This window comes from Bacillus sp. SN32 (assembly GCF_002837495.1).
Lineage (GTDB): Bacteria > Bacillota > Bacilli > Bacillales > Bacillaceae > Bacillus > Bacillus subtilis.
On sequence record NZ_PJCT01000002.1, the window covers coordinates 21061 to 41749 of the forward strand.

The 20689-nt window shown below is 43.7% G+C and carries 17 protein-coding genes and 1 pseudogene; 3 read left to right on the forward strand and 15 right to left on the reverse strand.

The window, feature by feature from the left end; translation table 11 throughout:
* Positions 1-9 precede the first annotated feature (9 nt).
* The 7 genes from rhaB to mcpB all read right to left on the reverse strand — a co-directional run bounded on the left by rhaB (position 10) and on the right by mcpB (position 12877).
* A complete protein-coding gene (gene rhaB / locus CW370_RS08535; RefSeq protein ID WP_024571884.1) occupies positions 10-1467 on the reverse strand; it encodes a rhamnulokinase in 1458 nt (485 codons plus the stop codon).
* Positions 1468-1471: 4 nt separating this feature from the next.
* Positions 1472-2248, reverse strand: a complete 777-nt coding sequence (gene rhaR, locus CW370_RS08540) for a rhamnose catabolism operon transcriptional regulator RhaR (protein WP_009968057.1) — start codon at positions 2246-2248, stop codon at positions 1472-1474.
* A 57-nt stretch (positions 2249-2305) separates the two neighbouring features.
* On the reverse strand, positions 2306-4375 hold the full coding sequence (locus CW370_RS08545; protein WP_029946188.1) for a bifunctional rhamnulose-1-phosphate aldolase/short-chain dehydrogenase: 2070 nt from the start codon (positions 4373-4375) through the stop codon (positions 2306-2308).
* Between the two features lie 135 nt (positions 4376-4510).
* On the reverse strand, positions 4511-6499 hold the full coding sequence (gene tlpB / locus CW370_RS08555; RefSeq protein ID WP_024573472.1) for a methyl-accepting chemotaxis protein TlpB: 1989 nt from the start codon (positions 6497-6499) through the stop codon (positions 4511-4513).
* A 113-nt stretch (positions 6500-6612) separates the two neighbouring features.
* A complete protein-coding gene (gene mcpA / locus CW370_RS08560; protein ID WP_442778189.1) occupies positions 6613-8601 on the reverse strand; it encodes a methyl-accepting chemotaxis protein in 1989 nt (662 codons plus the stop codon).
* A 122-nt stretch (positions 8602-8723) separates the two neighbouring features.
* The gene (gene tlpA, locus CW370_RS08565; RefSeq protein WP_024571630.1) at positions 8724-10712 is read right to left on the reverse strand and encodes a methyl-accepting chemotaxis protein TlpA; all 1989 of its coding nucleotides are present in this window, start codon (positions 10710-10712) and stop codon (positions 8724-8726) included.
* A 176-nt stretch (positions 10713-10888) separates the two neighbouring features.
* A complete protein-coding gene (gene mcpB / locus CW370_RS08570) occupies positions 10889-12877 on the reverse strand; it encodes a methyl-accepting chemotaxis protein McpB (protein ID WP_101169582.1) in 1989 nt (662 codons plus the stop codon).
* A gap of 157 nt (positions 12878-13034) precedes the next feature.
* On the opposite strand from mcpB, the gene CW370_RS08575 reads away from it, so the two are divergent.
* Entirely contained in the window at positions 13035-13772 is a 738-nt protein-coding gene (locus CW370_RS08575; RefSeq protein ID WP_003228904.1) for a protein-glutamine gamma-glutamyltransferase, read from the forward strand.
* A 13-nt stretch (positions 13773-13785) separates the two neighbouring features.
* Here CW370_RS08575 and CW370_RS08580 read toward each other — a convergent pair whose 3' ends face one another.
* The 7 genes and pseudogenes from CW370_RS08580 to CW370_RS08605 all read right to left on the reverse strand — a co-directional run bounded on the left by CW370_RS08580 (position 13786) and on the right by CW370_RS08605 (position 18920).
* A complete protein-coding gene (locus tag CW370_RS08580) occupies positions 13786-14040 on the reverse strand; it encodes a hypothetical protein (protein WP_024571855.1) in 255 nt (84 codons plus the stop codon).
* A 256-nt stretch (positions 14041-14296) separates the two neighbouring features.
* The gene (locus CW370_RS08585; protein WP_024571856.1) at positions 14297-14695 is read right to left on the reverse strand and encodes a secondary thiamine-phosphate synthase enzyme YjbQ; all 399 of its coding nucleotides are present in this window, start codon (positions 14693-14695) and stop codon (positions 14297-14299) included.
* A pseudogene (locus CW370_RS21240) lies at positions 14655-14788 on the reverse strand (hypothetical protein). The gene CW370_RS08585 and the pseudogene CW370_RS21240 overlap by 41 nt, the downstream one beginning before the upstream one ends.
* A 25-nt stretch (positions 14789-14813) precedes the next feature.
* Positions 14814-16478 (reverse strand): glycoside hydrolase family 13 protein, encoded by a 1665-nt coding sequence (locus CW370_RS08590; protein WP_101169583.1) that lies wholly within the window; start codon positions 16476-16478, stop codon positions 14814-14816.
* Positions 16479-16604: 126 nt separating this feature from the next.
* A complete protein-coding gene (locus CW370_RS08595; protein WP_024571512.1) occupies positions 16605-17894 on the reverse strand; it encodes a hemolysin family protein in 1290 nt (429 codons plus the stop codon).
* A gap of 43 nt (positions 17895-17937) precedes the next feature.
* Positions 17938-18615: a zinc metallopeptidase gene (locus tag CW370_RS08600; protein ID WP_003228889.1), complete on the reverse strand. Its 678-nt coding sequence runs from the start codon at positions 18613-18615 to the stop codon at positions 17938-17940.
* Positions 18616-18656: 41 nt separating this feature from the next.
* On the reverse strand, positions 18657-18920 hold the full coding sequence (locus CW370_RS08605) for a membrane protein (RefSeq protein WP_015483620.1): 264 nt from the start codon (positions 18918-18920) through the stop codon (positions 18657-18659).
* A gap of 46 nt (positions 18921-18966) precedes the next feature.
* On the opposite strand from CW370_RS08605, the gene mstX reads away from it, so the two are divergent.
* Together mstX and kbfO are read left to right on the forward strand one after the other, a co-directional pair.
* A complete protein-coding gene (gene mstX, locus CW370_RS08610) occupies positions 18967-19299 on the forward strand; it encodes a biofilm formation protein MstX (protein ID WP_024571513.1) in 333 nt (110 codons plus the stop codon).
* On the forward strand, positions 19296-20282 hold the full coding sequence (gene kbfO, locus CW370_RS08615) for a potassium channel protein KbfO (protein WP_015384493.1): 987 nt from the start codon (positions 19296-19298) through the stop codon (positions 20280-20282). The genes mstX and kbfO overlap by 4 nt, the downstream gene beginning before the upstream one ends.
* Here the strand turns inward: kbfO and CW370_RS08620 are convergent.
* Positions 20279-20683, reverse strand: a complete 405-nt coding sequence (locus CW370_RS08620; protein WP_003228878.1) for a YugN-like family protein — start codon at positions 20681-20683, stop codon at positions 20279-20281. The genes kbfO and CW370_RS08620 overlap by 4 nt on opposite strands.
* Between the last annotated feature and the right edge of the window lie 6 nt (positions 20684-20689).

The following is a 20689-nucleotide window of genomic DNA, read 5'->3' on the forward strand; positions in this document are numbered from 1 at the left end:
ACCTCTTCATCATTTAGATAGCGCTTTCAAAACAGTTTGCTGAAATGACTGAATGATCGTGCTTCTGTCAATGTCTTTAGGTGTAAACACTTTGATCGAAAAGGAATTTCTGACGACTTGCCGGGCTTCTTTTATGTCTTTGACTTCTTTGGCAGCAATCATTTGCATCAAAAGATTTCCGGTGGCAGTTGCCTCTATCGGCCCTGCATATACCGCTTTTCCACTCATGTCTGCCGTTAATTGATTTAAGAAATCATTCCGGGCTCCGCCGCCGATGATATGAAATTGCTCGATCGGTTTTTCTGTGATTGTTTCGAGCTCTTTGATGGCTATCGCATAGATGATGGCTAAATTGCTGTAGATGCAGCAGGCAAGTTCGCCTGCAGTACGGGGAATCTTTTGGCGGGTTTGTCTGCAATAATGTTGTATTTCCTTTATCATGTTTTCTGGATTCAGGAATCGTTTATCATTTAAGTTTATAAATTGCTGGAATGGTTCTGTTTTTTCGGCTTCTTCTGCAAGCTGCTGGAAAGAGTAATCTGCTTGTAACTGTTGTCTGACTTCTTGTATCACCCACATGCCGGTAATGTTTTTGAGAAAGCGAATGGTGTTGTTTGCGCCGCGTTCATTTGTATAGTTGTTTTCTAAAGCAAGATCAGTTATTATCGGTGTTTTGTTTTCAACCCCGATTAACGACCATGTTCCGCTGCTGATATACGCCCAGCCATCATTTACTCCTGGCGCTGCAATGACGGCCGAGGCCGTATCATGTGTTGCGACTGTCATCACCTTGCACGCCGGGAGATCATAATCCGGGAACCACTCATTTCTTAGCTTCCCGAGTTCACACCCCGGTTCAGTCAGCGGGGCAAATTGCTGTTCCTGAACGGACACGGCTTCAAGCAATTCAGGATCAAGATTTCCCGTTGAGGCGTTTAAAAGCTGTGTTGTGGACGCATTTGTGATTTCCGTTACAGCTTTTCCGGTTAAACAATAGCCTAAATAATCAGGAATCATCATAATTTTGTCTGTCTTTATCAGCAGCTCACGGTCTTCCTCATACAATTGATAGATCGTGTTGAAAGGCTGAAATTGTATTCCTGTTTTTTGATAAATTGCGGCTTTTGAGAGGGTATGTTCCAGTTTGTCTATTGTGTGATCTGTTCTTCTATCACGGTAGGAGATTGCTTCCCGCAACCGATCGCCTTTTTCGTCCAGTAAGACATAATCAACTGCCCATGTATCAATGCCTACGGTGCAGTGTTCATACCCAAGCGTCTTTACTTTTTGCAGTCCTTGCAGGATTTGTTTTAGCAAATGATCAATATCCCAAAAGCAATGCCCGTCTCTTTGACTGAAACCGTTAGCGAACCTGTGAATCTCTTGTATGTCAAGCTTCCCTTCATTCAGTTCACCTACCATGATTCTCCCGCTTGATGCGCCTATATCAATGGCAGTATAAATCATCCTTTCACCCTCTCTTCGAAAGAGGAACAGCTGTCACCTTCACCTTTTTGTCCTCAAGAGCTTTTACCGATGCCGGATCAAGTCCAGAATCCGTAATAAGGCGGCTGACATCTTGCAGCGAGGCAATATGTGAAAACTCGCGGTTCCCCCATTTGCTTGAATCGGCCATCAAAATGGTCTGGTCCGACCTTTCGATCATCCGTTTTTTGAGCAGCGCCTGCCACTCATTTGAATCACTCATCCCGTTGTGTACGTCAAATCCCTTACATGACAGAAAGGTTTTATTGACATGATAGGTCTCAAGTGAACGCTCTGCTAACGGGCCGGCAAACGATAATGATTTTTCCAGCAAAATGCCGCCTGTTGAAATGACTGATATGTTTTCTTTATTGCTGAGTTCAATAGCTGCTTTCATTGAGTTTGTAATCACGGTGAGCTCAATGTCAGGGAGTATTTTCGCCATGTACCAGGCAGTTGTGCTTGCATCGAGAATAATTCGGTCTCCGCTTTTTACATATTTGGCCGCTTCGTGAGCGATGGCTTTTTTTTCGATGACATTCGTGATTTCCCGTTCAGAAAAATGAATTTCTGATTCCTTCTGCTGAATACTGACCGCTCCTCCGTGGCTCCGGCTCAGTTTATGTTCTTTTTCAAGCTTTTCAAGATCACGCCGAATGGTTTCCTCTGTGACTGAAAATATGTCACTTAATTCGGAAACGCGGATGCTTGAACGCATATTTACTATTTCCACTATTTTTTGCTGCCGTTCTGCTACTAGCATCGGTAACGCCCTTCCTCATATCGTAGTTCGTCTTATATTTTTTATCATAGCATATTTCTAACGCGTAAAAGCAGCAGGGACGCCGCCGTCTACCGTGATCATGCAGCCCGTTGTTTTTTCGGCTTTGGAAGAAGTTAAGAATGCAATGGCTTCGGCAATATCCTCCGGATAAATATTGACGAGCAATGCTGTCCGTTTCCGGTAATGTTCCTCCAGCTGATCTGGTTCAATCCCGTACGCCGCGGCTCGTTCCTCCCGCCAGCTTGAACCCCAGATTGCCGATCCTTGAAGAACTGCATCAGGCAAAACGGAGTTGACCCTAATGCCGAATTCTCCACCTTCTGCTGCGATGCATCTTGCTAAATGGGTTTCAAGCGCCTTAACAGAGCTGTAGGCAGAGGCGTTTTTGCCCGCATAAACCGAATTTTTCGATCCGACAAATACCATGCTTCCGCCTCTATTTTGGTGTTTCATCTGTTTAAACGCTTCACGGGCTACAAGGAAATAGCCTGTTCCTAAAACATTCATATTAAGATTCCATTCTTTTAGACTTGTTTCGTCAAATGGGCTTGATGTGGCCAGCCCGGCATTATTGACGACGATATCAATGCCGCCGTAAGCAAGCGCCGCTCGTTCAAAAGCTGATTGTACGTCTTCCTCCTTTGTCACATCCATTTTGACAGCCATTGCCCGTCCTTCTCCGTATGCATCGTTTATTTCCCCGGCAATTTTCTGTGCGCCTTCTATATTCAGATCAGCTACGATCACGTGCCCTCCCTCAGCTGCAAATCGGCGGCAAGCTGCACTGCCGATTCCGCCGGCTCCTCCAGTTATCAACGCTACTTTTCGGGAAAATTCTGCTTCCGGCGGGGCCAGCGTGAGTTTATATAGTTCGAGCGGCCAATATTCGACATGGTAGGATTCATTTTCATGTAAAGAAACAAATTGCCCCAGAGCGGTTGCTCCTTTCATCACGGCGATGGCCCTCCGATATAAAGCCCCGCTTACTTTAGACATGGCATAACTTTTTCCTGTATTCACCATTCCGATTCCAGGAATCAATATCACCCGCGGGGCGGATTCAAAGATTTGATCCCCATCCTGCTGATTGCGTGTAAAGTAAGCCTGATACTCTGATGTAAAGGTCTCGACTCCTGACTTGATCAGATCTGCAAGCTTGTGCACATCTTGAGTTTCCGGATTCCAATCAATGTACAGCGGAACCCGTTTTGTGTGAACAAGGTGATCCGGGCATGCCGCACCGATTTGCGAAAGTGCTGGCGCTTGGACACTGTTTACAAATTCCAAGACATCGTCATGATCATCATAGGAAAGGATCATTTTCTTTTCTTCACTTACTGCTCCTCTGATCACAGGCATGATGCCTGCCAAGATTTGTTTTCTTTTATCCTCCGGCAGCGGCTGATACCTTTTGCCTCCGAATACCTCATGCTGATTGATACGATCGTTAACATACTGCTCGGCTTCTTGAATGATGGATATCGTTTTTTGATAACATGTTTCAGACGTCTCTCCCCAAGTGACTAAGCCGTGTTTCTCCATTAATACAAGCTCGGCGTGGGGATTGTTTGCTACGCCTTCAGCGATCATTTTAGACAAAGTAAATCCAGGACGGACGTATGGCACCCATACAAACCGGTTTCCGTAAATGTCTTCAGCGATTTGTTTTCCATTATCTGCACAGCATATGCTGATAATCGCATCTGGATGGGTATGGTCAACATGTTTGTATGGCAGAAAAGCGTGTAATAGCGTTTCAATTGAAGGGCGGGGATGTTTACTGTCTATCATACAATGAGACAGGTAGTCTACCATTTCTTCATCTGGCATTTGGTCCCTTTTAATCAGCGGGCGGATATCATCTAATTTCAAACCGGTAAAGTTATGCGTTTTCATTGTTGCCAAATCCGAACCGCTTCCTTTTACCCACATGACTTCTATTTCACGGCCTCTAAAATCCTTTTCCGTTGTTTTCATAGATGTATTCCCCCCGCCCCAGTTGCAGACAGTGCGGTCTGACCCGATCAGATTGGACCTGTACACCAATTCCTCTACACCTTTAGGCAGCTTTGCAGCTCGGTCTGAATCCCATATATGCTTCACCATATTTGATATTCCTCCATCCCCTTTTATTTGTATCCGTTTTCATTATATATGATTTCTGTTTGTTTTTGAATTGTTTTTGTTTATTTTTGTTTTCGACAAAAAAGAAAGCAGCAGATATGCCGCTTTCTTTTTTTATTAAGATTCAATTTTAAATTTTTTCGTAATGTCCTGAAGTTCTTCCGCCATGTTTGCCAACGTTTCCGCTGAAGAGCTGATTTCTTCCATAGACGCAAGCTGTTCTTCCGCCGAAGCTGCGATATCCTGAATGCCTGCTGAGCTTTCTTTCGCCACTGCAGAAATATCTTCAACAGCACTTGACACTTCCTGTGATCCGGCTGACAGTTGTTCAACCGTCGCGTTCAAGTTTTGCAATTCGCCGGAAATTTGGGTTGTCATCTCATAGATTTGTTTAAAGCTTTCCGCTGTTTGATCCGTAATCTGCAAGCCTTCTTTCACTTCATGATTCACGGATTGGAACATCGAAAGTGAGGTGCTGATTTCCCTGACAATCTCTTGAATTAATCCTTCAATTTCCTTGGCGGAGTCTGCTGATTGTACAGCAAGTTTTCTAACCTCTTCCGCAACTACTGAGAAACCTCTTCCGTATTCTCCCGCTCTTGCCGCCTCAATCGCAGCATTTAATGCAAGCAGGTTGGTTTGATCAGCAATGCCATTAATCACATTCAAGATGCTTGTGATGTCTTGCGATTTTGTTTCAAGACCCTTCACAACCGCTTCCGCTTTTTGAACGGATTGGTCAATTGTTTTCATCTGGCCGACTGTATGCTCCACCAGCTTTTCTCCGCTGCCCGCTGCCTCAGAGGACTGAATCGATGATTTCGTAATGGTTGAAGAGGCCTGAGCCACTTTTGAAATCCCCTCGTTCATTTGAGAAAGATGATTTGAGCTTGTTTCCAGTTTCTCGCTTTGCGCCTCGTTGCCATCTGAGAACTGTTCGATGGCAAGTGTAATATGCTCAGTTGCCTTGCTCGTTTGGGCTGCGCTTGCCGTCAGCTCCTCAGAAGATGAAGCAACGTTTTCTACAGACGTTTGAATAACGCCGATTACAGAACGCAATGATGCAGACATTTCATTAAAGCTTTCGCCAAGCTGGCCAAACTCGTTTTTCGAGTGAATGTCAATGACTTCTGTGAGATCTCCGCTGCTGATTTTTGCAGACGTTGAGACAAGTTTTCTTAACGGCTTGGTGATGGCACGAATAATATAGAGTATGAGTATGCCGCCGATTACAATTGACACGCTTAGAATGATAACCGCAGTGTTCAGCACCGGACTTGAAGCATCTTGCAATTCACTGACAAAATATGTGCCCGCGATTTTCCAGCCAGTCAGTTTATTTGTCGTAAAGGCCATTTTCTTTTCTTTGCCTTCGAATGTATATTCAAATGAGCCTTCTTTTTTGGAATATACTTGGTTTGTCCAATCGCCGGATCCGGTTGTCCCCGGCTTAATTGTCGGATGGGCGATATATTTTTTGTTGCCTGTCGTAATAAATGCAAAGCCTTCTTTACCGATTTTGATTCTCTGTGATGCAGTAAGCACTTCATCCAAGTTTAAATCAAGCGCTATAACCCCTGAACCGTCTTTTAATTGTTTTGAAATTGTGACAACGATATCTCCTGTTGCTTCATCAGTATACGGTTCTGAGAAAACAGCTTGTCCTTTTTCCGCAACCGCCTGTTTGTACCAGTCACGTCCTGTCGGATCGAAACCTTTCGGAACACCGCTATCCGGATATTTATAAAGCTTCTTATCTTCTGAAGCAGCATAGATTGCGCCTACATCGTCGTTAAGTGTCGTGTACTGCTTAAATTTCTCTTTCAGTAATGTTTTGTTTTTGCCTAGCAATATGTCTTTATCGACTGTCTCACTATAATAATCTATTGCTTTTACTTTATCTTCTAATTTATTTTGCAGCGTACTGTTTAGTTCTTCAACATTTCCCTTCGCACTGTTTATGAGCTCTCTGTCTAACGCGTTCCAAGCTGATTGATAACTGAAATATGCTAAAACCCCAACCGGCAAAATAAGCACTGCCAGAAACGCAGCGATTAGCGGTTTGCTGATCGATGGCTGTTTGATCCAATGTATGAATTTTCCCATTCTTGTTGACTCCTCCTTTAAGATAAATCTAATATCGTCAAACTAGGATAAAAGGTTTAATAAAAAAACTAAAAAAAACACCCAAGCGCAACAAGCTTGGGTGTTAAGGCTTATTATTCGATTTTGAATCGTTTGGTCATATCGCGAAGCTCTTCCGCCATAGACGAAAGGGTCTCTGCAGACGAGCTGATTTCTTCCATGGAAGCAAGCTGCTCTTCGGCTGACGCCGCGATATCTTGTATATGCGCTGAGCTTTCTTTTGAAATCGATGCAATGTGCTCAGACGCTCCCGAAACTTCTTCGGAGCTGGCAGAAAGCTGCTGAACCGTCGCACTCATATTTTGCAGTTCGCCGGCGATTTGGTTTGTCATTTCAGAAATGCGTTTGAAGCTCATTTCTGTTTTATCTGTGATGTCAAGGCCTGTCTGCACCTCTTGATTGACAGATTGGAACATGCCGAGAGATGTATTGATTTCCTTCACAATTTCGATGATTAATCCTTCAATCTCTTTTGCTGAATCTGCTGACTGTACTGCCAGTTTTCTTACTTCTTCCGCTACAACGGAGAAGCCGCGGCCGTACTCGCCTGCGCGCGCTGCTTCAATTGCTGCGTTTAAGGCAAGCAGGTTCGTCTGGTCTGCGATGCCGTTGATCACACGCAAAATGTTTGTAATGTCTTTCGATTTCGTTTCCAATCCGCGTACGACTTGCTCCGCTTCTTTAACGGACTTGTCAATGACATTCATTTGGCCGACGGTTTGATGAACAAGCTTGCCGCCTTCACTTGCAATTTCTGTCGATTGAACAGATGAATCAGTGATCACTTCAGAAGCTTGAGCCATATTCGTCAACCCGTCATTCATTTGATAAATGTGCTCTGCTGCCGTTTCAATGTTTTCGTTTTGTTTTTCATTGCCGTTAGAAAATTGTTCAATCGCCAATGTAATGTGTTCTGTTGCCTTGCTCGTTTGCGCAGCTGATGCAGTGAGCTCCTCAGAGGAAGCGGCAACATTATCTACCGAATCCTGGATGGCGTGTATGAGAGAACGAAGTGACGACGCCATATTGTTAAAGCTTTTGCCGAGCTCGCCCAATTCATCTTTTGAACGGATATCAATGGTTTCCGTCAAATCTCCCTCACTGATCCGCTTAGAGGAACCGACAAGCTGTTTCAGCGGTGTTGTAATCGACCGAATGATCAAAGTCATGACGATAATCCCTATGATAATAGCTGCGGCCAAGACAATTAAAGCAAGGTGAAGGACAGGCTGGGCTGCCTCATGGATTTCATCCAAATACATGGTGCCGCCGATCTTCCATCCCGTCAACTTGTTTGTGTCAAAGGCCATTTTTTTCTTATCGCCGTCCATGGTGTATTGAAAATCGCCTTTATCAGCGTTCAGCATCTTATCGAGCCAGTCGCCTTTTAATTCAGTTCCTGATTTTTCATTAGGATGAGCGACAACTTTTTTGTCCTTCGTCATGATAAATGCGTAGCCTTGTGTGCCGATGTTGACTTTTTTGGTTGTTTTCAACAGATTTTCAATGGTCATGTTGATTGCGATAACGCCTGAACCATCTTTTGTCTGCTGGGCGATTGTCACAACCATCGTATTTGTAGACGCAGTTTTATAAGGATCTGTCACAACGACTTTTCCTTTATTCGCAACCGCTTTTTTGTACCAGTCGCGTTCAACCGGATTGTAGCCGCTCGGCATCGGGAGATCCGGGTAACGGGTAAATCGCCCGTTTTCATCACTTGTATAAATGGACTCTACATCTTTATTAATACTGATATATTGTGAGAATTTCTCTGCTATGCTTGCATTGCTTTTTGCATTGTATTTCTCTTTTGTCAGCCATTCGCTGAAATAATCAGCACTGTTTTCTTTTTCGCCGATGCTGGTGTTGATGATTTCGTTTAATTGCTGTACATTTTCCAATGCGCTCCCCATCATCTGTCTGTCGAGTGAGCTGCTAGCCGATTGATACGCAAAGATCGCCAATATGACAACCGGTATGATGAGGATCGACAGAAAGGAAACGAGAAGCTTCCGTGTAATTGATCTTTGTTTTATGAGTTGGAGTATTTTTTTCATCATTCATTTCTCCTTTTTTATGCTACCCTTCATATCGGCTGGAAATGGGTAAATATATACAGCAAAAAAGAAGAAATTTAACAAAAGTAACTAATTTCCCATAAATAAATAGTATTTTAGACCTATTATTTATCTACTTTAAATTGTTTTGTCAGATCACGGAGTTCTTCAGACATTCTTTCAAGCGTCAGTGCAGATGAACTAATCTCCTCCATGGATGCCAGCTGTTCCTCAGCTGAAGCGGCGATATCTTGGATGCCATCCGAGCTTTCCTTAGAAATGGCTGTGATATCATTTGAAGCTGCGGAAATTTCTTGAGCTCCCGCTGACAGCTCCTCAACCGTCGCATTCATGTTTTGCAGCTCGGAAGCAATTTGATTGGTCATTTGAGATATATGTTTGAAGCTCTGTTTAGTTTCATCCGTCATGACAAGCCCTGTTTCAACTTCTTTGTTTACGGACTGAAGCACGTTCAGTGATGTGTGAATTTCCTTTACGATTTCACTGATCAGCGATTCAATTTCTTTTGCCGAGTCAGCCGACTGTACCGCGAGCTTTCTCACTTCCTCAGCGACGACTGAAAAGCCCCGGCCGTATTCACCCGCTCTGGCCGCTTCAATGGCGGCATTTAAAGCCAAAAGATTGGTTTGATCCGCAATACCGTTGATGACACGCAAAATATTTGTGATATCCTTTGATTTGATCTCCAGCCCTTTCACCACTTGTTCCGCTGCTTTTACGGAATGGTCAATTGTGTTCATTTGGCCGGCTGTTTTCTGGACAAGTGTCTCCCCTTTACTTGACACTTCTGTTGAATCTGCGGATGTTTCTGTAATCACTGCTGCTGCCCGCGCCAGCTCTGCCAATCCGTCATTCATTTCATTAATTTGTTCGGTTGTCGTTTCTATTTTCTCGCTTTGGCTTTCACTGCCGTTTGAAAATTGCTCGATAGCCATCGTAATGTGCTCAGTGGCTCTGCTTGTCTGGTCTGCCGATGCAGTCAGCTCTTCGGACGATGAGGCAACGTGTTCTACTGAGTCTTTGATCCCGTGAATGAGCGAGCGAAGCGAGTGTGCCATATGATTGAAGCTCTCGCTCAGAACGCCGAGTTCATCTTTTGAATTGATTTCAATCGTTTCGGTTAGATCACCTTCACTAATTTTTTCAGCGGATGCGACAATGCGTCTCAATGGCTTTGTGATGGATCGAATCACAAAATAAATCGCCGTCATTCCAGCTCCGATAGCAATCGCCAGAACGATTGAAGCCATGATCAGAACCCTGCTTGCAGCATCGTGAATCTCGTTTGCATACATTGTGCCGCTGATTTTCCAGCCTGTTGTTTCGCTTGTTGCAAATGCCATTTTTTTCTTTTTGCCTTTGTACGTATATTCAAAGTCCCCGCTTTTATCCTTGTAGAGCTTATCAACCCAGTCCCCTTTTAGCTCTGTTCCCGCTTTTTCTCCGGAGTAGGCGATGACTTTCTTGTTTTGGCTCAAGATAAAAGCATAGCCTTCTTTTCCGATATTGATTCCTTTCGCGGTAGTGACTAAGTCATCAATTTTCATATCAATGGCGACAACGCCTGATCCATCCACCGTTTGACGGGCGATGGTGACGACCATTTTTCCTGATGAAATCGATTCATAAGGCTCAGTGACAATTGTTTTGCCTTTATTGGCCATTGCTTCTTTGTACCAATCTCGTTCCAAAGCATTAAAGTCACTTGGCATGTCAGCGTACGGATAACGTGTGAAGTCCCCGTCTTTGCCGCTTGAAAATACCGCAGCGACATTATCATTCATTTGGATAAATTGTTTAAATTCCTGTTTCAGCTCTGTTTTCTTTTTATCCTGAAATTTTTCTGCTGTAGCCCAATCGCTGAAATACGCGAGGCTTTTTTCAGTCGTACTGATTTTATCATCAATGATGTGATCTAATATCTGAACATTTTCCTTTGCGCTTTGCGTCATCTGTACATCAAGTGAGGCAACTGCTGATTGATAAGCGCTAACCGAAAGGGCGGTTATCGGAACAATTAAGATCAGCAGGAAAGAAATAATAAGTCTCCTTGCAATTGATGATCTGCGAATAGTGGTGAGTGTTTTTTTCATTTCCTTTTGAACCTTCTTTCAATAATTTACAAATTATATCGGCGGATCTTCCTTTAAATTACATTGAAAATGAAGGTAAAAATGAAAAATAGTTCTAAATTCACCGGTTAAACTAGGACTTTATTATTGTTTACCATATAAAAAAACAGCGCTTTGATAGCGCTGTTTTTCGGTTTTTACTCGATTTTAAATTGTTTCGTCAGATCACGAAGCTCTTCTGCCATCTGCGCAAGAGTGGTCGCTGAGGAACTGATTTCTTCCATGGAAGCAAGCTGTTCTTCAGCTGATGCGGCAATGTCCTGGATGCTAGCCGAGCTTTCTTTCGACACGTCTGCAATGCCGCTGACTGCTGCTGAAACATGCTGTGAACGGTCTGACAGCTGCTCGACGGTGGAATTCATCGTCTGCAGCTTGCCCGCGATTTCGTTTGTCATGCTGAAAATGCTCTGGAAGCTTTCTTTTGTATTGTCTGTGACAACAAGTCCGGACTGTACTTCCTGATTGACCTCTTTAAACATGTGAAGAGAGGTGTCGATTTCTGCGACGATTTCTTGGATCAGCTTTTCGATTTCTTTTGCTGAATCGGCTGATTGGACAGCCAGCTTGCGCACTTCCTCCGCTACGACAGAGAAGCCGCGTCCTGACTCTCCGGCACGCGCCGCTTCAATGGCTGCGTTTAGTGCAAGCAGATTTGTTTGGTCAGCGATTCCGTTGATAACTCTCAAAATGCTTGTGATGTCTTTTGATTTTCCTTCTAAGCCTTTGACAACAGCTTCAGCCTGCTGAACAGATTGATTAATCGAGTTCATTTGTCCGACTGTCTTCTGCACAAACTTCTCACCCGTTCCGGCGATTTCCGTTGATTGGATAGATGCCTTTGTAATATCTGACGATGTTTGTGAGACTTGCTGGAGTCCTTCATTCATTAAGTTCAGCTGATGAGAGCTGGATTCAACCTTTTCGCTTTGCTCCTCGTTTCCGTTTGAGAACTGCTCAATCGCCATCGTAATATGCTCGGTGGCTTTACTCGTCTGCCCGGCAGATGCCGTAAGCTGTTCGGAAGATGCGGCCACATTGTTCACCGAGTCCTGAATAGCGCTGATCAGAGAGCGGAGAGATTGTCCCATTTCATTGAAGCTTTCCCCAAGCTCCCCAAGCTCATCCTTTGAATGGATTTCGATCGTTTCGGTCAGATCCCCCCTGCTGATCGTTTTCGATGATTGAACAAGACGTTTTAACGGTTTTGTAATCGAACGAACGATAAACAGAATTAAAATTCCGCCTGCCACAATGGAAGCAATCAGCACGATCATTCCTGTTGTCAGCACAGACTTTGAGGCATCCTTAATTTCATCCATATACATTGTGCCGGCTATTTTCCAACCAGTCAGTTCGTTTGTAGTATAGGTCATCTTTTTATCTTCGTTATTAAGAGTATACTGGAGTTCACCGCTGTCATTCGCATACATTTTGGCTACCCAGTCGCCTGAAAGCTTTTCTCCAGCCTTATGGTTCTTGTGGGCGACATAGGTTTTGTTTTTTGTTGCAATGAAAGCATAACCTTCTTTTCCGACCTTGATTTGTTTCATTTGTTCTAACAATTTATCAATGGTAATATCCATGGCGACAACGCCAGATCCGTCCTTCAGCTCCTGTGCAATGGTAATGACCATGCTTCCGTCACTCGCAGCCACGTAAGGATCTGTCACGACAATTTCACCGCCGGCCTTCATCGCATCCTGGTACCAAGGGCGTTGTCTCGGGTCGTATCCTTCCGGCAATTTCTCTTTTGGCGCTTGTACGTAAGTGCCGTTATCTGCGCCCCCATAAATTCTGGCTACTCCTTGATTAATAGATACATATTGTGAAAATTTAGCTTTGATCTCTTCTTGATTTGATTTCCCTTTGAATGCGGATCTTTTAAGAGATTCACTGAAAAAGGTGACTGCTTTCGCTTTTTCTCCCAGATTATTTGTAACAGTTGTATTAAATGTATCGACACTGTTTTTCGCATTTCCCATAATTTCCTGATCCAGCTTTCCGCTGGCGCTTCGGTAAGAGCTAAATTCTAATATAAGAATAGGGATAATGAGAATCGCAATAAATGAGACGATTAATTTCTTTGAAATAGACGGTTTCTTCAGCCAATTGATAAAAGTCTTCATGTCACTTGCTCCTTCAGGTTTGATACAGTATATATCGGCTGCTTAAAAAAGTTTTAAAATAAAAAATGGAAGAAGTTCTTTTTGGCTGTCTTCTGTCTTTTTAACTTTCATTGCCCAAGCCCTTTGCATATCTTATAAAAAACAAGGGGGGCTAAACATGATTATTGTATCAGGACAATTGCTCCGTCCCCAGGATATTGAAAATTGGCAGATTGATCAAAATCTGAATCCGCTGTTAAAAGAGATGATTGAGACACCTGTTCAGTTTGATTATCATTCAATTGCTGAACTGATGTTTGAGCTTAAACTGCGGATGAATATTGTAGCAGCGGCAAAGACGCTGCACAAAAGCGGGGCGAAGTTTGCCACTTTTTTAAAAACATACGGGAATACAACGTATTGGAGGGTTTCACCGGAGGGCGCCTTGGAGCTGAAATACAGAATGCCGCCTTCAAAAGCGATTCGGGACATTGCTGAGAACGGCCCGTTTTATGCGTTTGAATGCGCAACCGCAATCGTTATCATTTATTACTTGGCCTTAATCGATACAATCGGTGAAGATAAATTCAATGCCAGCTTTGACAGAATTATTTTATATGACTGGCATTATGAGAAATTGCCGATATATACGGAAACAGGACACCACTTTTTCCTTGGAGATTGTTTGTATTTTAAGAATCCTGAATTTGATCCGCAAAAAGCACAATGGAGAGGCGAAAATGTGATTTTACTGGGGGAAGATAAATATTTTGCCCATGGTCTTGGAATCTTAAACGGAAAGCAAATTATTGATAAGCTGAATTCTTTTAGGAAAAAAGGAGCCTTACAGTCAGCCTACCTTCTGTCACAGGCGACCAGACTGGATGTTCCGTCTCTTTTCCGCATCGTCCGCTAAAAAGCCCCATCGCCTATTTTCGGGACGATGGGGTTTCAAATGTCTTTCGTTTTCGATAGAAGGGGGCTGTGCCGAAATATTGGTTCGCAGCCCACTCCATTTTTTCAAGGTCATTTCTTGTCACGATTGGATCCAGGCTGCTCCATTTGATAAAGCGGACAAAATAGTAGCCTTTGATAGGAGCCATTGTAACTTTTGAGTGAGGCCAGCCTTCAAATACAAACTCAATTTTCCCTCTTTTTTTATAAGAATATTGAAGAATGTTCATATCTGTCACCTCAGTTTATCAAGTTACGTTCGGCAAAGCTCGGTACGTTTACATCCATTGATTGACTATCCCTCATGCAGGCTTTCCTGAAAACAAAGGGTGAGGCGCGTGTCTCTTTCCCTCGCTTTTTATTTCGCATATGGACGAATGCCAAGCGCGCCTTCATTCGATAAAGCGACAGCGTGGGCGGGTGTGACAAGCCCTCCGGCTATCGGCGTTTGTTCAGCGATCATGCTTTTGTCAAAAAAACAGCCTATTATCCCATCATTTTGATATAGCATGTCCGGGTGCGAGGGCCGTCAAATTCACAGAAATAAATGCCCTGCCACGTTCCAAGAATGAGCCGGCCGTTTTCCACAATGACATGCTGTGAAGCTCCGACCGTACTCGACTTCATGTGTGCAGCTGTATTGCCCTCCATATGGCGGTCCAGCTCATGTTCCCACGGATATACCTCATCAAACCTTCTGAGCATATCTTTTTTGACGTCCGGATCGGCATTTTCATTAATTGTAATGCCCGCAGTCGTATGCGGACAGTAAATCAGCGCTGCGCCGCTCATTATACCTGTTTCTTGAAGAAACGCTTCCACCTCCCGGGTGATATCAATCATTTCATCTCGTTTGGTTGTTTGGATTTGCAGTGTTTTCAGCATTTGTTTCTCCTTCCGTTTGTCCGCTCTCATCGCTTAATTCGTTCTGTGTTCTTTTTTTCCTGTTAAACCGCTCTCTTAAACCCTATAAAACAAAAAAACTCCAGTCTAAGGCTGGAGTTTAGCGCCATAGATATATTCTTGCTTCATACGGCTTTAAGAGTGCTGATGTCATATGCTTGTGCGGCTCTGCTTCAATATTTGACAAGACGAGTGCATCTGATGACAATGGCAAGCCAGAGTGCTTGAACAACGCCGGTGTTCCTGTCAGATTGGCCACAATCAGTGCAGTATGGCTCTCGTTTTTCCGAAGATATGCAAAGATTTGCTGATCTTCCGATAAAATGAGCTCGTATGTCCCGTTAATAAAAACATCATATGTTTGGCGCAGCTTGATCAAGCTTTTGTAAAAATGGTAAACGGATGTTTTATCATTTTTTTGCGCCTCGGCATTCAGCCATTTGTAATTCTCATTGATTCCGATCCACGGTTTGGCCTCAGAAAATCCGGCGTATGGACCTGCATTCCATTGCATCGGCGTTCTTGAATTGTCTCTTCCCTTTTTCCAGACAATCTTCATCACATCCTCGTGTGATGTGCCTTTCGCCGTTTTTGTTTCATACAGGCGTTTCATTGCGACATCATCATAGTCATCAATAGATGGAAAAGCCACGTTCGTCATCCCGAGTTCCTGTCCCTGATAAATAAACGGTGTGCCTTTCATGAGAAAATAAACAGCGGAAAGCGCTTTTGCACTTTCTTTCAGGTACACTCCGTCGTCTCCCCACACAGAAACTGAACGGGGCTGGTCGTGATTCTCCATAAACAAAGCATTCCAGCCGATCCCTTCCAGACTGTCCTGCCAGTCAGTTAAAATTCGTTTAAATGCAGCGATATCAATACTTTCATTGATCTCTACATCCCACAGGCCGAGATGCTCAAATTGAAAAATCATGCTGAATATGCCGTTTTTTTCTCCAGCCCAATCAGCTGCTTCTTTTGCAGCGACGCCGTTCGCTTCACCAACTGTCATAATCGGATAGCGGGAAAACGTGTTTTCCTTCAGTTCTGTTAACAAATCCATAATGCCGTCAGCATTCATATGATAAGGAAAGGAAGGGACATAGTCCAGTCCCTTTGGATTCGGCATGTCAGGAAACCCTTCTTTTTTCTTAATATGCGTAATGGCATCCACCCGAAATCCGTCAATTCCTTTATCAAGCCACCAATTGATCATGTCATAAACGGCATTCCTCACCTTTTCATTTTCCCAATTCAAATCAGGCTGTTTTTTATCAAAAAGGTGCAGATAATACTGGCTTGTCTTTTGATCATACTCCCAAGCCGGCCCGCCGAAAATGCTTTCCCAATTGTTGGGCGTTTTTCCGTTTTTGCCGTCTTTCCAAATATACCAGTCGCGCTTTTCCGAGTGTATGGATGAACGGGATTCTATGAACCATGGATGTTCGTCGCTTGTGTGGTTCACAACGAGATCCATAATCAGCTTCATATCCAGATCATGAATGTCACCAAGCAGCTCATCAAAATCTTCCATCGTGCCAAACTCGCTTAATATGTTTTGATAATCCCTGATATCATAGCCATTATCGGCATTCGGTGAATCATACAGCGGGCAAATCCATATGACGTCAGCGCCCAGCTCTTTTATGTAAGAAAGCTTGGATCTGATTCCTTGAATATCCCCGATTCCGTCGCCATTTGAATCTTTAAAACTGCGGGGGTAAATTTGGTAAACTACGGCTTCCTTCCACCAAGCCTTTTTCATACAGCCACTCCTTCCCAGTGTACCGTTCTTATATATCCTATGTAGAAAAAGGTCTTTACAGCATTGCTTTTTAAGAAATGACTTGATGACACAAAAAACAGCCGTTTGTTCCCCGGCTGTTTTTTATCAAAAATCAGTTTTTTTTATTTCTACAAAACGGATGTGATGATCTTCGGCGTCGAGGATTTTAAATTCACAGCCCTCCGCGTGTATCACATCCCCTGCTTTCAGCTCCATTTTTTGCGTTAGAAGCCAGCCTGCAATCGTATCAATTTCTTCATTTTCAATCGCAATGTCGAGAAGGTCATTCACTTCGTCTATTAGCGCTTTTCCATCCATCACATAATGGTGCTCGCCCTTTTTCAGGATGTGCGGTGTTTCATCCTGATCATACTCATCGCGGATTTCCCCGACGATTTCCTCGATAATATCCTCTACAGTGACAAGCCCCGCCGTTCCCCCGTATTCATCGACGAGAATCGCCATGTGAATCCGCTCCTTCTGCATGCGGATTAAAAGCTGCTGAACAGGAATGCTTTCAATGACCCTGATAACGGGCCTCATGATTTGCTCCAGCTTTATCGGCTGGCCGAGAAAATAAGCTTTAAACATATCTTTGCTGTTGATGATCCCTAAAATATGATCCTTGTCATCTTTGATGACAGGGTAGCGTGTATACCGTTCATTAATGATGTGATGAATTGCCTCTTCAAGCGACTGCTCCAGAGAGATAACCGCAATTTCTGTCCGCGGAATCATAATCTCTCTCGCTACCCGGTTGTCAAATTCAAAAATCTTATTTACATAACGGAATTCAGACTGATTGATTTCTCCCTTTTCATAGCTTTCTGAAAGGATCAGTCTTAGTTCCTCCTCGCTGATGACAACCTGATGCTCCTTTACTGAATGAAAGCCAAACAATTTCACAAGAAAACTTGCAGAGCCGTTTAATGCTTTAATAAACGGGTACGTGATTTTATAAAACCAGATCAGCGGCTTTGCAATCCATAAGCTTACAGCTTCAGCTTTTTGAATAGAAACCGTTTTCGGAGCAAGCTCCCCCATCACCACATGCAAAAAAGTGACGATGATAAATGCAACTACAAATGTGACAATGTGGTTAAACGGTTCCGGCATGCCTGTCATTGTAAATAAGGGATGAAGAAAACGTTCAAATGTAGGTTCACCAAGCCATCCAAGGCCGAGGGCAGTAATCGTAATCCCGAGCTGGCAGGCTGATAAATACTCGTCAAGATTGGAGATGATTTTATGTGCGGCTAGCGCTCGGCTGTCACCGCTTTCGATGAGCTGATTGATTTTTGAACCTCTGATTTTGACGATCGCAAATTCCGCTGCAACGAAAACAGCCGTAATGCCAATCAAAACAAAAATGGCGATCAATTGTAAAATAAGCAAAAAAAGCCCTTACCATAAATGGTAAGGGGCCACCTCCTTAACGTTAATTCTCATCACGACCGTTTAAGAAAATCATCACAAAACGAAGTAGTTCAAACAGGGAAACCAGGGCGGCGGCCACATACGTTAAGGCAGCAGCGCTCAGCACTTTATTTACCCCATTTTCTTCATTGTTTCGGATGAATCCTTCTGACACAATAATCTGCTTGGCGCGTGAACTTGCATTGAATTCGACAGGCAATGTAATCAGCTGGAAAAAGACTGCCGCTGAAAACAGTATGATGCCAAGCCCGATCAAATTCAGGCTGCCGAGAAGCATGCCTCCTAAGAAAAGCAAAGGAGCTACACCGGATGCAAAATTCACGACTGGGAAGATTTTATGTCTCAGCACAAGCGCACCATATGACTCCTGATGCTGCAAGGCATGTCCGACTTCATGGGAAGCTACGGATATGGCGGAAATTGAGCGGCCGTAATAGACCGGCTCAGATAAACGCACCACCCGTCTTGTCGGGTCGTAATGGTCTGTTAAAGTGCCTCTTACCGGTTCGACCGGCACGTCGTAAAGACCGTTTATATCTAAAATCCGTCTTGCCGTTTCTGCCCCTGTACGTCCGCTTGAGGCTTCCACTTTTGAATATTTTTCAAAGTTGCTCTTTACTTTAAATTGTGCCCAAAACGACAATCCCAATGCGGCTATTGTTAAAAATATAAACAGCATTTTTTCATCATCCTTTTTCCATGATCATTTCTCTATTACGATTATTTTAATGAGTTTTCTTTCCCGTGTACAGAAATGCGCTTTTTCTTCCGGCTTGGAGCACACAATCCAATCAGCAAAAAGAACAGGCCTGCTGAAAACAAATAAAAGGCGAAACTGCCGGCCAGTTCTTTCAGAAAATGAAGCCAGGAGAAGCTTCCGGAAAAGTGATTATATGAATTCAAATCGAAAATAAACAAAATCACCGCGGATGCCGCCAGCTGCGTACCGATTAAAACCACGATCGTTCTTTGAAAGATCGTCATCTTTTTCATCCTTTTTGTTTTAGTTTATGGAGAAATCCGGTTTTATATGTTTTGTACATTTTTTGAAAAACATCACCGGAAGTGGGACATACTGTTAGAAAAAAGCACGGGTGTGATGGAAGCTATGAAAGTGACGAGTGAGGAAAAGGAACAGCTGAGCACAGCAATCGACCGAATGAATGAAGGACTGGACGCGTTTATCCAGCTTTATAATGAATCGGAAATTGATGAACCGCTTATTCAGCTTGATGATGATACAGCCGATTTAATGAAGCAGGCCCGAAATATGTACGGCCAGGAAAAGCTAAATGAAAAATTAAATACAATTATTAAACAGATTTTATCCATCTCAGTATCTAAAGAAGGAGAAAAAGAATGAAATCAAATCGGATATTTATTTCATGGCTCAGGTGGCCGTTATTTATCCGAATCGGGGTTATTATTTTATGTCTGATTCTTTTGTTCGGCCAAATCATTTATATACTTGAGCCTAAGCAGTTCACTTCGGTATTCGAAGGCATTTGGTGGGCTGTCGTTACGGTTTCGACAGTCGGTTATGGAGACTATGTGCCGCACACGCCGCTGGGACAGGCAGCCGGAATACTGCTGATTTTGAGCGGAGCAAGCTTTGTCACAGCATATTTCGCTACGTTATCAGCGGCCGCATTCAGCAGACAGCATCGCTACATCGAAGGAAAAGTTGCTTACAAAGGCCGGGACCACATCATTCTGATCGGGTGGAATGAAAAAACAAATCGGCTTCTGAAGGACCTTCAGCTTGCCGCCCCTTCCAAAACGGTCGTACTAATCGATGAATCCTTAACAGAAGGCCCGCTTATTGAAAACGTTCATTTCATACGCGGGCACGCTGCCGATGATGGGACACTGAAACGGGCCAATATTACTGAAGCGGAATCAGTGATGATTACTGCCGATCAGTATAAAAGTGAAACTGATGCTGATATGCTGTCAGTGCTGACTCTTTTATCTGTTAAAGGGCTTAATCCCCTTGCTTACTGCATCGTCGAGATTTTGACTGACCGTTTTGTCACCAATGCGGAGCGGGCAGGCGCAAACCAAATCATCGGAACTTCAGAATTTATCAGCCGGGCGATGCTGCAGCATTACCAAGTCAAGTTACGGCCGTCTAAACAGCAGAACGGAATCAAGCTGACACTTGATCAGCATGTGGAGCTTCTTGCTGTTCCTGACGAACTAAAGGGAGCGGCTTACAAAACCTGTGTTCTCTATTTTCTTGATCACAACACAACAATTATAGGCGTACAAAAAGAGGAGGGGCCGATGATTTCCCCTCCTCTTACATACAAGGTGCTCGAAACAGACCAATTCCTTGCCATCTAGTGTAACAGAACATCCTCCAATTCTTTCACGAGAGAGGCGCCGATATCCAAAAATGCCGGATCAATTTCCGCGTCCCGCCTTTCCGGTTCGGAAAATTGATTAAACAGTGATTGGAAAGGCCCTCCCTCGGCGTGATCGTCAACATCCGCCTGAAACACCTGTCTCAGCATGAATGGCGTTCCGATCCGGACGGCCGCCCCTCGTTCATCGAGACTGCCCTGTACCGCATTGACGGGAATTCTTAAAAATAAATAGCCGTCTCTATCATCAATTTTATAATCAAAGTAGCCATGATCGTATTCCCAGCCGCCGTTTATCACATAACCGAGCGGCTTCATCACTTGTTCCAGTTCTTGAAGCAGAAAAGACTGCCCATCTATCGCGGAAGGTATTGGTATCATCAGAAT